This window comes from Streptomyces sp. NPDC001678 (assembly GCF_042892945.1).
GTDB lineage: Bacteria > Actinomycetota > Actinomycetes > Streptomycetales > Streptomycetaceae > Streptomyces.
On record NZ_JBIAUP010000002.1, the window covers coordinates 1 to 13,380 of the forward strand.

Genomic DNA, 13,380 nt, shown 5'->3' on the forward strand with positions numbered 1-13,380 from the left:
GGTTGATAGGCCAGGTGTGGAAGACCGGTAACGGTTGGAGCTGACTGGTACTAATAGGCCGAGGGCTTGTCCTCAGTTGCTCGCGTCCACTGTGTTTGTTCTGAAATAACGAACAGCCCCGCACGTTGTGTGTGTTGAGCTGCGTTAATTTCATAGTGTTTCGGTGGTCATAGCGTTAGGGAAACGCCCGGTTACATTCCGAACCCGGAAGCTAAGCCTTTCAGCGCCGATGGTACTGCAGGGGGGACCCTGTGGGAGAGTAGGACGCCGCCGAACTCCTTTTAAGAGAGAGCCCTGGCAGGGATTACCTGCCGGGGCTTTCTTGCATTTACGGACAATTAGGCCCGAGGGCTAGGCCAGTCGGCAAAGGTCTTCCCTTTTCACCCGCCCCGACAACGGCAGTCCCCGCATCCACCGTGCCGCTTCCTCCACCACCCACTTCCCCAGCCTGCGGACCTCGCTCCCCTGTGCCCCCGCGATATGCGGAGTGACCAGCACATTCGGCAGGGAGAACAGCGGATGCCCCGCCGGCAGTGGCTCCGGCTCCGTCACGTCCAGGAACGCGTTGAGCCGCCCCGACGCGCATTCCCGCACCAGCGACTCCGTGTCGATCAGTGAGCCGCGTGCGGTGTTCACGACCGTGCCGCCGTCCGGAATGAGAGCCAGCCTGTGGGCGTCCAGCATGTGCCGGGTTTCCGGTACTTCGGGGGCGTGGAGGGTGATGACGCTGCTGCTGCCGCACAGTTCATCGAGATCCACGGCCTCGGCACCCAGCCGCGCTGCCTCGGCGGCGGACACATACGGGTCGTACAGGAGAACCCGGCACCCCGTGTCCGTCGTGGCCAGCCGCTCCAGAACCAGCCGCTTCAGGACCAGTCGCCCGATGCGTGACGCCCCGATGACACCGACCGTACGGCCGTCGCCGCCTTCCCGTTCCGTGAAGCCGGGCCAGGCGGCGCTCGCGGCATACGCGGACGCCGTGGTCACCGCCTTCTTCGCCGCGAAGGTGATCGCGGCGAGGGCGTAGTCGGCGACCGGACCGGCATTGGCCTCGGCGGCGGAGGAGACCACGATGTCCCGCTCCCACACCGCGTCCGTGACCAGCCATTTGACGGACCCGGCAGCATGGAGGACCACCCGCACACGAGGTGCCCGGGCGAGGAAGGTCTCCGTGAGCGGGGGGCTTCCCCAGCCCGTGATGAGAACGTCGGCCCGTTCGGCTTGTTCGGCTCGTCCGGCCCGCTCGGCCGGGTCCGCCGTATCGCCGCCCACCACCTCCCCCCAGTCCGCGAGCCGTGCCCGTAGATCCGCGGGCAGGATGGCGGCCGCTTCATGCCGGCCCATGGTGATCGCGAACCTCGGTTCGGTCCTGCTCACGAGGCCGTGCCCGCGGGCGGCTTCAGCTCGGCCGCCGCCTGCGCGATCCGGGCGAGCAGCCTTCGGCGTTCCGCCCGGTCGATCAAGTGGCCGCGTGTCACCACCGAGTCGATGCGCCGCGTATTGCGGATGTCGTCCAACGGGTCGGCGTCGAGGACGACGAGGTCGGCTGACTTGCCGGGCTCGACCGTGCCGAGGAGGGCCTCCAGGCCCAGGGCGTGGGCCGGCGTGGTGGTGGCGGCCCGTAGGGCGTGAGCGGCCCCCAGGCCGGCCAGGGTGAGGTGTTCCAGCTCCTGGTGGAGGGCGAAGCCGGGGACGAGATAGGGGGCCCCGGAGTCCGTACCGGCGAGGAGGGGGACGCCATGGCGGTGGAGTTCGCCGACGATCCGCGTGTGATGGACGTTTAGATCGCGGACGTTCGCATACTCCTGCTCTGTCCGTCCGCCCATCAGCTCCTCCAACTGGCCCGGCCACGCGTCGGTCAGCCATCCGGGCAGATGGACCCATTCGGGGGCCCGGTTGGGGAGGGTCTCCTGGCGTTCCATGACGTGATGGATGCCGAGCGTCGGTGTGACGTAGGTGCCGTTCGCGGCGAGGCGGTCGAAGAGGCGGTCGGCTCGTTCGGGGTCGTAGGAGCGAGCCGCGAGCGACTCCAGCTGATGAACCCTGCGGTACCAGCGGCGGAAGCGGCTGATCGAGCCGGTGTCCGCCGGGTCGACCTTCAGGCCGCCCTCCAGTTCGCGGCGGAGCGTCGGCTGGTCCGAACTCGTCGCGGTGAGAAGGGGGTGGAGGTGTTCGATGGTGCGTTGGCCGGCGTCGGACGCCTCCGTCACGGACACGGCATCCGGGCAGTGTCCGGCGTACGGGATGCCCTGCCGCCGGGCCTCATTCGCGAGGGCGAGGTAGACCTCGCGCGTCAGCCGTGAGTACACCTTGATGAAGTCCGCGCCCTCCTCCTTGATCCGGCGGACGGCGTCCTGTACCTCGGCCTCCGTGCCCGCCTCGACGACCGGGACCGGCGAGGCGTCGTCGGTCCAGAGGCTGGGCCGCCCGTCGACGAGGGTGCTGGCGATCACCCAGCGGGGGCCGGGGAATTCACCCCGTTCGACCCGGTCGCGGCCGGCGCGGACGGCCGGTGTGCCCCACATCTCCCGGACGGTCGTCACACCGGTGAGGGCATAGAGCGGGGCGACGAGTTCCGCCGGTCCGTGGCTGTGCGTGTGCATGTCGACGAGACCCGGGATGACGTACTTCCCGGAGAGGTCCATGACACGGGCCCCGCGAGGGACGGGAACCTCGGCGGTGCGGCCGACCGTCGCGATGCGGCCGTCGTGGACGACGACGGTCATGTCCTGCTCGGGGCCGCGTGTTCCCGGGGCGGCGATGAGTGTGGTGTGGGTGAGGAGGAGGGTGTCGTGCATGGCGTTGCCCCCTGTCGCCGTGGCTTCGTCGGCTTCCGTGCTTGTCCGGTGGGACCTCAGCGCCCGCCCGAGCGCTTGCCCGGTCGGACTTTCGTGCTACCCGGTCGGAAGGGTGCGGCGGGGCCAGCGAGCCCGGCCCTGTTCCTCGGAGCGCATCAGCGCGAACGTGGGGAGGCCCTGCGCCTCGCCGTGCTCCAGAAGGTCGGGCAGGGCGGGCAGCGGGGCCACGGCCGCCACATCGTCGAGGACGAGGGTGAGTGGTGGGTCGAGCCGGCCGGAGGATGACCGTGCGGCCATGCGGCGGCCGTGCTCGACCACGCTTGAGGCGAGTGCGGTGAGCAAGGGCATCGCACCCGGGCGGGTGCGGGGATCCTCAATCGCCTCACCCACCACGTACAGCGTTCCCCCTTCGGCGATGAATGATTCCGGCGCCGGCGAATTGACTCGATTGGGGTTACAGGCGTCCCGGATGTGGACGGACGTCAGGGCGCCGAGAGCCCGTGCGGCCAGCTCCTGGGCCATGTCGCGGCGTTCGGGGTGCCCGGTGAGGGCGGATTCCAGTTCGCCGGCGGTGCCGCCGGTGGCCTTGGGGCTGGTCCGGAGGATACGGACCGGCTCATGGGCCGACGTTCCCTGGGCCCAGCGGTGCACCTGACGGAAGGGCCGGCCGTCCACTGCCGCCGCGTGCAGCCAGCAGCGCAGCAGGGTCTCGGCGGTGTCGGCGGTGGCCGAGTCGAGGGTGCTGAGGGGCCGTACGGGCGCGAGGAGCGCGGCCGCGCGGGCCGCGGCGGTCTCGCGTGACTCGCAGCCGGTGGTGGGGCTCCAGCGGAGCCGGTCGGGAGTGTCGAGGAGGTGGCTCGGGTCGAAGACGTGGACCGGCCCGAGCTTGGCGCGCGCGGTCTTGGTCTCGGCCCAGAGGCCGGGATCGCTGGTGACGACCAGCGCCGGGCCGGCGGCCTCGAGGACCGCGCGGGAGGCGGGGGGACGGCGATCGGTGGTGTAGAGGAGATGCCGGGGGGTTGGGGTTGGGGTTGAGGGCGGGGCGGGGGCAGGGACGACCGAGGCGGGTGGGGCCGAGGAAGGGGCTGCAGCCACTGAGGCCGCCGAGGCCGCTGTCGAGGCCGTGTCGACGGCTGTCCGTGGCTCGGGGACGGCGGCGGCCGTCGGCTCCACCGCCGGTGCGGGTTTCGCTGCCGGAGCGGCCTCCGCCATCGGTGCGGCCATCGGTGCGGCCTCCGCCGCCTGCGTAGGCACGACGGCCGGCTCGTCCACTCCTGTCATCCCCGCCGCCCGGCGTGCCCGTACCCCACGCCAGCGGGCCAGCGTTCCGATCGCGAACGTCATCAGCACCACGGCCACCAGCAGCTCGCTGATGAGGATGCCCCAGAACAGCCCGTAGCCCGAAAGGGCCTCCCGTGGGGTGCTCGGCCATGCGGAGGGGAGGTCGCGGGGCTGGGTCATCAGATGGCGCAGGGCCTGTGGGGTGCGGGTCAGGGTCACCCCCTCCGGCCAGCTGCCGTGTTCGGCGAAGGCGGCGAGGCCGGTGGCCGTCCAGACCAGCAGGGTCAGGCCCAGCAGAAAGGCGATGACGCTGACCAGCAGGCCATCCGGAATGCCACGCTCCACACCCGGGTCCCGGTGTCGCGCCCGGTCCCCGCCCCCCGAGGACCTCATCTCACGCCACCGTCGATTCCGAGGATCCGTAGGTCGCGGCGGTGCCGTACGGTTCGTCGGCGAACGGCGATTCCCGTGCCGCGGCGGCTCGTTCCGCCGCTGCCGCCTCCGCGGCGAGCTCGTGGGTGCGGTCGCCGTCCTCGGTCATGGCGCGGTCGGTGTAGACGAGGGGGCGCTCGGCGTCCGTGATGAGGTGTTTGACCACCTGGACGTTGCCGTTGACGTCCCACACCGCGATGCCGGGGGTGAGGGTCGGGATGATCTCGACCGCCCAGCGGGGCAGCCCCAGGACCCGGCCCGTGGCCCGGGCCTCGTCGGCCTTCTGCGCGTAGATGGTCCGGGTGGAGGCCATCTTCAGGATCGCCGCCGCTTCCTTCGCCGCCGCGCCGTCGACGACGTCGGAGAGGTGGTGGACCACGGCCACGAACGACAGGCCGAGCCGCCGTCCGAACTTCAGCAGGCGCTGGAAGAGCTGGGCGACGAAGGGTGAGTTGATGATGTGCCAGGCTTCCTCGACCAAGAAGATGCGCTTCTTCCGGTCCGGCCTGATCCAGGTGTGCTCCAGCCAGACGCCGACGATCGCCATGAGGATCGGCATGGCGATGGAGTTGCGGTCGATGTGGGAGAGGTCGAAGACGATCAGGGGCGCGTCGAGATCGATACCGGCCGTCGTGGGGCCGTCGAACATGCCGCGCAGGTCGCCGTCGACGAGCCGGTCCAGCACCAGGGCGACGTCCAGGCCCCAGGCCCGTACGTCGTCTATGTCGACGTTCATCGACTCGGCGGACTCGGCCTCGGGGTGGCGCAGTTGCTCGACGATGTCGGTGAGGACGGGCTGCCGGTCGAGGATGGACTCGTTCACATAGGAATGTGCGACCTTGAGGGCGAAACCGGCGCGTTCGTCGAGCCCCCGGCCGGTGGCCACCTCGATGATGGTGCGCAGGAGGGCGAGCTGGCCGGTCGTGGTGATGGCCGGATCGAGGGGGTTGAGCCGGATGCCGCCGTCGGCGGCGGCGACGGGGTCGAGGCGGATGGGGGTTATCCCCAGCTGTTGCGCGATCAGGTTCCACTCGCCGACGCCGTCCTCGCCCTGGGCGTCGAGGACGACGACCTGGCGGTCGCGGAAGCGAAGCTGCCGTAGGACGTAGGTCTTCTCCAGCGCGGACTTGCCGTTGCCGGACTCGCCGAGGACGAGCCAGTGGGGGGCGGGCAGTTGCTGGCCGTAGAGCTGGAAGGGGTCGTAGATATAGCCCTTGCCGGAGTACACCTCACGCCCGATGATCACGCCGGAGTCGCCGAGGCCGGGAGCCGCGGTGGGGAGGTAGACGGCCTGCGCCTGCCCGGTGGAGGTACGGACGGGCAGCCGGGTGGTTTCGACCTTTCCGAACAGGAAACTGGTGAAGGCGTCGGTGACGGTGGCGAGCGGGTCGAGCACGGCATTGCCCCTATCGTCGGATGCCGGTCGCGAACGGCAGCGTGTTGACGAACGCCCGGTGGTGCTCACGGTCGCACCACTCGAGCTTGAGGTAGCTCTTGCCGGCCGAGGCTCTTATGGTCCGCTTGTCGCGCGCCAGGGCCTCCGGGGAGCGGGAGGACACGGTGATGTAGCCGACGAGGTTGACGCCGGCCGCGCCGCTGGCGAGGTCCTCGCCGCGCTGGTCGACGCGGGAGTGGTGGGCGACGTCGCGAGGGTCGACGACGCGGTTCATCTTGGCGGCGCGGGAGGCGTCCGCGTCGTCGTTGGTCTTCTCGGTCAGCATCCGTTCGATGGCGACGTCGGTCGGCTCCAGGTCCATGCAGACCGCGACTGTACGAATCACATCGGGGGTGTGGACGAGGAGGGGAGCGAGGAAATTGACCCCTACGGGTGTCATCGGCCATTCCTTGACCCACGCCGTGGAGTGACACCAGGGTGCCCGGGTGGACGACTCACGCGTCTTCGCCTGGAGGAACGTGGGTTCCATGGCGTCCAGCTCGGCCGGCCAGGCGTTCCGCTTCGTCATCGCCTGGATGTGGTCGATGGGGTGGTCCGGGTCGTACATCGAGTGCACGAGCGAGGCGAGGCGCGCCTGGCCCAGCGGCTGGCGGACGCGGATGTCCGCCTCGGCGAGGCGGGCGCAGATGTCCGTGAGCTCGCGCGCCATGACGACGGCCAGGCCCGCGTCCTTGTCCAGCCGCCGCTTGGCGCCCTCGTGCCGGGAGGCGCGGGCGATGGCCTGGGCCTCGGCGGCCAGTTCACGGCCGTAGTGCATACAGGCGACGAGGTAGGCGCGGTGCTGCTCGGAGGAGGTGGAGACCATGGACTGGAGCTGGTCGTAGGAGTCCTTGAGCCACTCCGGTGCCCGTTCGTCGCCGCGCCGCTCGACGTCCTTGGCGTGGGCGTCCGGGTCGGCGGGGAGCGTACGGGCGAGCATCTGGATGCGGGTGACGTAGCCGTCGCCGTTGGCGACGTGCTTCAGGAGCGTGCCGAATCGTTCGACCAGCGCTTCCTGGTCCTCCGAGTCGCGCAGGCCGACGCCGGGGCCCTCGATCTCGATCGCGGCGGTGACGGTCCGGCGGTCGGCGTGCAGCAGCACGGCGATCTCGTCCGGCCCGAAGGGCGCGGACAGCCAGTTGATCCGCCCGATCCCGGGCGGCGGGCCCACCTCGATCTCCCGGCCGTCCATCCGGGTGCCCGCCTCGATCGCGCCGGAACGGTACGTCGCGCCGCGACGCAGCGACCGTTTGTAGGAGCGGTTGATTTCAAACCACTTGTAGAACGTGCGGTTCTTGTACGGGACGTAGACAGCGGCCAGCGACAGTGCCGGCAGGCCGGTGAGGGTAATGATCCGCAGGGGAAGGATCGGCACCAGCAGCCCGCACATCATGCCCAGGAACGCGCCCGCGATGATCAGCGCGATCTCGCCGGTCTCCCGGTTCTTGCCGACGACCGCGTTGGGACGTGCGCGGCCGATCAGATACGTACGGCGGGGCGCGATCGGCTGGGACTGGGCCGGGATCGTCAACTCCGCTCACCTCCGGATGTATTGCGCTTGCTGTTGTTCTGCGCGTTGTTCTGCGCGCGGGGCGCGGGCACGGCGGCCGTGCCCGGCGCCGAGGTTGCGGAGGGAGCGCTTCCGTTGCCACCGGACGGGGCGGCCGACGGGCGTGCGCTGTGCGCGGTGACACCGCCGGCGACGGCGCCCGAGGGGCGGGCCGCCTGGGATCCGCCGTCGCCGCGGGCGCTGTGGGTGGTGATGCCCTGCTTGACCAGGGCGGCGGGCGAGGAGATCACGGCGGCGGCCTGGCGGGAGGCCACGTCCTTGCTGGCGTTGCGGCTGCTGACGATCTCGTCGCCGAAGCCCGGTACGAAGCGGTAGATCATCGCACTGGCGAAGATGGCGAGGAGGATGATCGCGAGGCCGGAGACCACGGCGGAGAAGGAGTTCGGCCCCTTCCCGGCGGAGAGGGCTCCGGCGAGGCCGAGCACGATCATGATGATCGGCTTGACCAGGATCACCGCGATCATGATGCCCGCCCAGCGGCGGACGTGCCCCCACATGTTCTTGTCCACCAGCCCCGCGTACACCGCGGTGCCGAGCAGCGCGCCCACGTAGAGCAGGGCGGCCCTGATCACCAGCTCCAGCCAGAGCACGCCGGCGGCCAGCACGGACACGAGCGACACGACGATCAGCATGATCGGCCCGCCGCCGATGCCATTGCCCTTCTGCAGGGCATCGGCGAAGCCGCCGAAGAACTGGTCGTTGTTCGTCGACGAGCCGGTGGCGATGACGTCCGTGACGGCGTCGGTGGCGTTCACGACGGTGTAGAGGATCAGCGGCGTAAAGGCGGACGCCAGCACCGTCAGCCACAGGAACCCCACGGCCTCGGTGATCGCCTCGGTGAACGGCACCCCGCGCACCGCCCGCTTGGCGACGGCCAGCAGCCACAGGACGAGGGTGAGGATGGTGGAGGCGGCGAAGACGACGGCGTACTGGCGGAGGAAGGGCGTGTTGGTGAAGTCGACATTGCCGGTGGAGTGGACGGCGGTCGACAGCTTGTGGATGATCCACGACGCGGCGTCGGCACAGCCCTTGGCGAGGGAGGCGAGGGGGTCGGTGACGGTCTGGGGGTCGTTGGGGGAGGTGGAGGTGCCGGGGTTTTTTCCGCCTTGGCAGTAGTCCTTGGCGGGGCCGCGGATCAGGTCGCAGGGGTTGTTGCCCGCGCTCGGGCTGCCTGCCGGAGTCGGTGTGGGCGTCGCCCCCGCGCTGCCACCCGGCGTGGGGGTCGGTGTTGTGGCCGGCGTGCCCGCTGGCGTCGGTGTTGGTGTCGGAGCGGCGAATGCCCGGGCCGAGAAGACGATCAGCGTCGTTTGAACGGCTGTCGCTGCGGCCGCGATGGAGAAGCGGCGACTAGCGGGCATAGGTGAACCCTCCGAACCCTTCGACAGCGTCCGACATCTCCTTGGCGGAGGAGGCGGCTTGGTCACGGCCGACCGGGGTCGGGCCGTCCTTCTGCGTGAAGCCGGTGACCTTCCAGTCGCCGTCGATCCACTTCAGGTCGAACGTGTTGGTGTACCAGCCCTCGGCGACCGGCTTGGTCGATCCTTCGCCGGCCAGTCCGAACAGGGAGGAGTACCAGACCGCGACGCTTGCCATGTCGCCTTCGTACTTGACGATTTTGGCCCCGGCAGGGTTCGTGCGGGACACGAAGGTCATGCCCTTCGGAGCGTTTCCGTTGGCATCGAGACCGATCTTCTTCAGGAAGCCCTGGTCCGAATAGACCTTGTCGAGTTCACCGCCTCGGACGGCGGCGGCGTCGGGCGCGTAGACGGCATCGACGATGACACGACGGCTGTCCTTCCGGAACATCCCGTCACCCCCCAACGCCACCGCGAAGTTCGCCGCCGCGGACTGCGCCCCCTGCTCCGAATGGGCGAAACCGGAGGCGATGCCTCCGGTCTTGCCGTCGACCGGCTTCACGCCGGTGGGGGCGGTAGGCTCGCTCCCACCGGGGCGGCGCGCGTCGCCGCCGGAGGAGGGGTCGCTGCTGGAGTCACCACCCCGGTTGGCGAAGGCGATCGCCGCGATGAGCAGCACCACGATCCCGACGACCGTCACCAGGTTCCGGCTGGATGGTCGGCCCCCACGGCCGGAACGCCCGCTTCCGCGCCGGGTCGGCGCGTAGGGGTCGACCTCGCCCTCCGGAAGCCGCGTGCGCGTCATGTGGCGGTCGTCGCCGTAACCGCCCTGGCCGCCACCGTAGCCGTCGTCGCCGAGACTCATCGCTCGCCTGCTCCCTCATACGTCGTGGCCGGCTTGCCGCCCGTATATGACGGTAGCGGTGTGAACGGAATCCCGGGGGAGGGCGTGGGGGAGTGAGGGGGCATCAGGTGGCAGCCTCGGTGGAGGTGGGCTGGGGGACGAGAGGGTCTGCGCTGGGACGATGCGCGGCGGTGCATGGGGGATCGGGTGGGGGTGGAAGGGGCGCGTGGAGGGGCTCAGACCGCCATGCCGTAGACAATGGTGAACAGCGTGCCTAGCGAGCCGATGATGAAGACGCCGGTCAGGCCGGCGACGATCAGCCCCTTACCCTGCTCGGCGCTGAAGGTGTCGCGCAGGGCCGTCGCGCCGATCCGCTGCTTCGCCGCGCCCCAGATCGCGATCGCGAGGCAGAGCAGGATCGCCACGGCCATGATGACCTCGATCATCACCCGGGCCTCCCGGCCCAGTTGACCGAACGGACCCCAGTTAGGGGCGATTCCGCCAATAATGGTGTTGATGTCGCCTTTACCGGCCGCCAAGAACATCTCTAACTCACCGCCCCATACGGGTAGTTCTGTCCACCCCGCCGCACGGCAAAGGCCCGGACCTATCTTCGCTGACATACCGCCGTCCGCATGTCGATTTGGCGGCATTTTTTGTCGGAACCCGTATGACCGGCGGTTGCATGGCCCTGACCTGCAACGAGGCCCGTTGTCAGTGGGGGGTCCTATGGTGACTCTGTGTATCACGCGTATGGACGGCGGGCAATGTCCGGCCGTGTGAGGGGTATCGCAGGGGGGGCGGGGGATGTTCGAACGGCAGTGTGTTCGGTGGGTACTCTTCCTGGTCTGCGCATGGTTCAAGATCAAGGGTGGTACGGGTGCTGGTTGCCGGTCGGTACCGGTTGGGGGAGCCGCTCGGCCGCGGCGGGATGGGCGAAGTCTGGCAGGGACAGGACGAGGTGCTGGGCCGTCAGGTCGCGGTCAAACTCCTCCTGGGCGACGACGGCGACGAATCGGCGGCCATGCGCTTCCGGATGGAAGCCCAGACAGCCGCCCGCCTGAACCACCCTCAGGTCGTCGCCGTATACGACTTCGGCGAGTGGGAAGGCCGCTTCTACCTGGTCATGGAGCTGGTCCAGGGGTCGAGCCTGTCGGTGGAGCTCGCCGAGCGGCGCGCCCTCGCGCCGGCCCGCGCAGCCGACCTGGTGGCCCAGACCGCCTCGGGCCTGGCGGCCGCGCATCGGCAGGGCGTGGTCCACCGGGATGTGAAGCCCGGCAACCTCATGGTCGACGCCACGACCGGCACGCTGAAGATCGGCGACTTCGGCATCGCCCGTTTCGTCGACGAGACCTCGGCCGGACTGACCCGGGCGGGCCAGATCGTCGGCACCAGCACCTATCTCGCCCCCGAGCGCGCCCTGGGCCGGACGGCCGGTCCGGAATCGGACGTGTACGCGCTGGGCTGCGTGCTGTACCAGATGCTGGTCGGCCGGCCGCCGTTCTGGGACGACAACCCGACGGCGCTGCTGTACCTCCACGTGGACAGCCCGCCCGAGCCGCCGCGCCGCTACCGCCCCGACGTCCCGCCCGCCTTCGAGGCGTATCTGCTGAGGATGCTGGCGAAGCAGCCGGAAGAACGGCCGTCGGCACAGGAAGTCGCGGACTTCTTCTCGGGCACCGCGTGGCGGGGCACGCCCCAGCAGCCGTCGTCGCCCATGACCTCGCCGTTCGCGACGGGGGTGCCACAGGGGGCCGCCGCTCAGTCGGCCACCGGGCAGGTTGCGGGACCGACTGCCGGACCGGCTGCCGGACTGGCGGGGGGACCGGCGGGGGGACCGGCGGCGGTGGCGGGGGCGCCGGCCGTGTCTCCGTCCATACCGGCTGCCGCGCCGTCGGCCGTGCCTCCGGCCATGCCTGCCGCCGCACCCCCGGCCGTACCGCCGCAGGGCGGCTTCGGCCCCCAGGCGGGCTCGCCGGCCGCCCCCCTGCGTCCACACGCGGCCCCCGTGCCCCCTGCGGCCATGGGAGCCCCACCGATGCCGTCCGCCCCGCCTGTGACCCCCGTAGCGGCCGCGATGCCGCCTCCGGCGTCGGTTCAGGTGTCGGCTCCGGCGTCGGCTCCGGCGGTGCCCCTGGCCCCCGGCTCGCCCGTACCGCCGTTGCCTCCCTCTCTCCAGCGGGAGACGACGACCACGTACGCGCTGCCGTCCGCGCGGACCAGGGCCGCCGCGGCGGTTGGCGCTGCCGGACGGCGACGGCCGAAGGTGCTGCTCGCTGCCGTCGCCGGAGTGATGGTCTTCGTCGTGGCCGCGCTGATCGGTGCCGCACTGTTCTGACCTCGGCTCCGCGATCTGCGGGTGCGTCGTGGCCGGTCGCGCCCACGCGGCGGTAGCCGCATATCGACGCTGTCCCGCGCCCCTTCGGGGCGCTACCGAACCGCTCAGTCGTCGAGGCCCTCGACGAAGTGGTCGAACTCCCCTGCCCTGACGCCCAGGCAGAAGGCCTCCCACTTGGCCTCGGTGGTGGTGACGACCGTCTCGGGGTTGATGTTCTCCCGGATGTAGACGTTGCCGTCGCCGCCGAAGGCCACCTCCAGGTACTCGGTCATCGTCTCGTCATCAGTGGCCGGGATCCAGTTGAGCTCGGGCACGGCAACGCCCCTTCTCGCGATGGGATGTTCGGATGAACGTCGGCGACCACGATAGAGGAGCCTGCTGACTCCCGAGACTCCCGAAGTCTGCTCAGTGCCTCCTGAATCGTGTGAATCATCAGCCGCGGCCGGCGGAAGACATCGTCACCGCTGAACCTGAGCACCTGGCGGATGCCCTCGCAGCCGGAGAGTTCATTGAAGCGGAGGATGTCGTTCTGGTGTGCGGCCCGGCTGCCGTGCCAGGTGTATCCCTCGATCTCCACCCCCAGCCCTTCCGCCCTGAAGAGGAAGTCGAGCCGGAGCAGCCGCCCGTTCGGGGTCGTCATCTCGGCTTGCGATTCCGGATACAGCCCGGCGCCGTGCATCCACAGCCGCGCCATGCTCTCCGCCGGGGACCCGGAGGCTGGATCCGTCAGCGCGAGCGCCGCCCTCGCCGTTCGCACGTTCCGCCGACGGTGGCCACGGTGGCCACGGCGGCCGTCGCGGTCGTCGCGTTCGTCAGGGCCGAGCGCCTCGTGGATCTGTTCCCGGTCGGCCAGCCCCTTCGCGAGCACGAAGTCCGCGGCGATCACGGCCTCGTGCGTGGGCAGGGACGTCAGCAGATCGCAGACGGTCCGGAGGACCGTGGTGACCCGCACGCCGCCGACCACCGTGATCTCGCGCGCCGCCAGCCGTATGGCGTGCACGACGACGCCGGGCACCCGGGTCTGCCCCCGTCGGCGCGGGTCCGTGAGTTCGACGACGCCGTCGCCGACGACGCAGGCGACACCGCGACGCCGGACGACCCGGCCGTGCGGGAGCGCGGGAATGCCGTACAGAGCCGCCGCCGACCCATGGCTGCCCACCCACTCCGGATGTCTCAACTGCACCCCGAGCAGGCGCAGCCGCGTATCGACCCGTAAGCCCGGCTGCCCCCATGTCCCGCAGTACAGCCGCGACCAGCCGGCCCGTCGTAGCGCCCCCGCCGCTCCGCTGGGCCGCAGCCCGCACTCGACGGCCTGTGTCGTGAGCAG

General features: G+C 70.3%; 11 protein-coding genes and 1 rRNA gene. 2 read left to right on the forward strand and 10 right to left on the reverse strand.

Going from position 1 to position 13,380, the window contains the following annotated elements; genetic code table 11:
* Window positions 1-159 precede the first annotated feature (159 nt).
* Window positions 160-276, forward strand: a 5S ribosomal RNA gene (gene rrf / locus ACFYZR_RS03470).
* 75 nt (window positions 277-351) lie between these two features.
* On the opposite strand, the gene ACFYZR_RS03475 is transcribed toward rrf, so the two are convergent.
* From ACFYZR_RS03475 to ACFYZR_RS03510, 8 genes are all read right to left on the reverse strand, one after another.
* Entirely contained in the window at window positions 352-1,344 is a 993-nt protein-coding gene (locus ACFYZR_RS03475; protein WP_391904392.1) for a hydroxyacid dehydrogenase, read from the reverse strand.
* A 29-nt stretch (window positions 1,345-1,373) separates the two neighbouring features.
* Window positions 1,374-2,798 (reverse strand): amidohydrolase family protein, encoded by a 1,425-nt coding sequence (locus tag ACFYZR_RS03480; RefSeq protein WP_391904394.1) that lies wholly within the window; start codon window positions 2,796-2,798, stop codon window positions 1,374-1,376.
* Between the two features lie 96 nt (window positions 2,799-2,894).
* A complete protein-coding gene (locus ACFYZR_RS03485) occupies window positions 2,895-4,472 on the reverse strand; it encodes a type VI secretion protein (protein WP_391904397.1) in 1,578 nt (525 codons plus the stop codon).
* A gap of 1 nt (window position 4,473) precedes the next feature.
* Window positions 4,474-5,907, reverse strand: coding sequence for an ATP-binding protein (locus tag ACFYZR_RS03490; protein ID WP_229357753.1), 1,434 nt, complete (start codon window positions 5,905-5,907; stop codon window positions 4,474-4,476).
* Between the two features lie 10 nt (window positions 5,908-5,917).
* Window positions 5,918-7,471: an SCO6880 family protein gene (locus ACFYZR_RS03495; protein ID WP_391905962.1), complete on the reverse strand. Its 1,554-nt coding sequence runs from the start codon at window positions 7,469-7,471 to the stop codon at window positions 5,918-5,920.
* A gap of 2 nt (window positions 7,472-7,473) precedes the next feature.
* A complete protein-coding gene (locus ACFYZR_RS03500; protein WP_391904400.1) occupies window positions 7,474-8,874 on the reverse strand; it encodes a hypothetical protein in 1,401 nt (466 codons plus the stop codon).
* A complete protein-coding gene (locus ACFYZR_RS03505; protein WP_391904403.1) occupies window positions 8,864-9,736 on the reverse strand; it encodes a hypothetical protein in 873 nt (290 codons plus the stop codon). The genes ACFYZR_RS03500 and ACFYZR_RS03505 overlap by 11 nt, the downstream gene beginning before the upstream one ends.
* A gap of 215 nt (window positions 9,737-9,951) precedes the next feature.
* On the reverse strand, window positions 9,952-10,260 hold the full coding sequence (locus ACFYZR_RS03510; RefSeq protein WP_099199098.1) for a hypothetical protein: 309 nt from the start codon (window positions 10,258-10,260) through the stop codon (window positions 9,952-9,954).
* Window positions 10,261-10,595: 335 nt separating this feature from the next.
* Here ACFYZR_RS03510 and ACFYZR_RS03515 point away from each other — a divergent pair, with 335 nt between their 5' ends.
* Entirely contained in the window at window positions 10,596-12,053 is a 1,458-nt protein-coding gene (locus tag ACFYZR_RS03515) for a serine/threonine-protein kinase (RefSeq protein WP_391904407.1), read from the forward strand.
* A 104-nt stretch (window positions 12,054-12,157) separates the two neighbouring features.
* On the opposite strand, the gene ACFYZR_RS03520 is transcribed toward ACFYZR_RS03515, so the two are convergent.
* Both ACFYZR_RS03520 and ACFYZR_RS03525 read right to left on the reverse strand, forming a co-directional pair.
* Window positions 12,158-12,367 carry a DUF397 domain-containing protein gene (locus ACFYZR_RS03520; RefSeq protein WP_391904411.1) on the reverse strand — a complete coding sequence of 70 codons (210 nt, stop codon included), beginning with the start codon at window positions 12,365-12,367 and terminating at the stop codon, window positions 12,158-12,160.
* Window positions 12,322-13,068 carry a hypothetical protein gene (locus ACFYZR_RS03525; protein ID WP_391904413.1) on the reverse strand — a complete coding sequence of 249 codons (747 nt, stop codon included), beginning with the start codon at window positions 13,066-13,068 and terminating at the stop codon, window positions 12,322-12,324. The genes ACFYZR_RS03520 and ACFYZR_RS03525 overlap by 46 nt, the downstream gene beginning before the upstream one ends.
* Window positions 13,069-13,380 lie beyond the last annotated feature (312 nt).

Excerpts from the sequence above, each read along its gene's own strand:
- ACFYZR_RS03475 (WP_391904392.1), bottom strand. The coding sequence starts at position 1,344 with ATGGGCCGGCATGAAGCGGCCGCCATCCTGCCCGCGGATCTACGGGCA.
- ACFYZR_RS03505 (WP_391904403.1), bottom strand. The coding sequence starts at position 9,736 with ATGAGTCTCGGCGACGACGGCTACGGTGGCGGCCAGGGCGGTTACGGC.
- ACFYZR_RS03510 (WP_099199098.1), bottom strand. The coding sequence starts at position 10,260 with ATGTTCTTGGCGGCCGGTAAAGGCGACATCAACACCATTATTGGCGGA.
- ACFYZR_RS03500 (WP_391904400.1), bottom strand. The coding sequence starts at position 8,874 with ATGCCCGCTAGTCGCCGCTTCTCCATCGCGGCCGCAGCGACAGCCGTT.
- ACFYZR_RS03485 (WP_391904397.1), bottom strand. The coding sequence starts at position 4,472 with ATGAGGTCCTCGGGGGGCGGGGACCGGGCGCGACACCGGGACCCGGGT.
- ACFYZR_RS03480 (WP_391904394.1), bottom strand. The coding sequence starts at position 2,798 with ATGCACGACACCCTCCTCCTCACCCACACCACACTCATCGCCGCCCCG.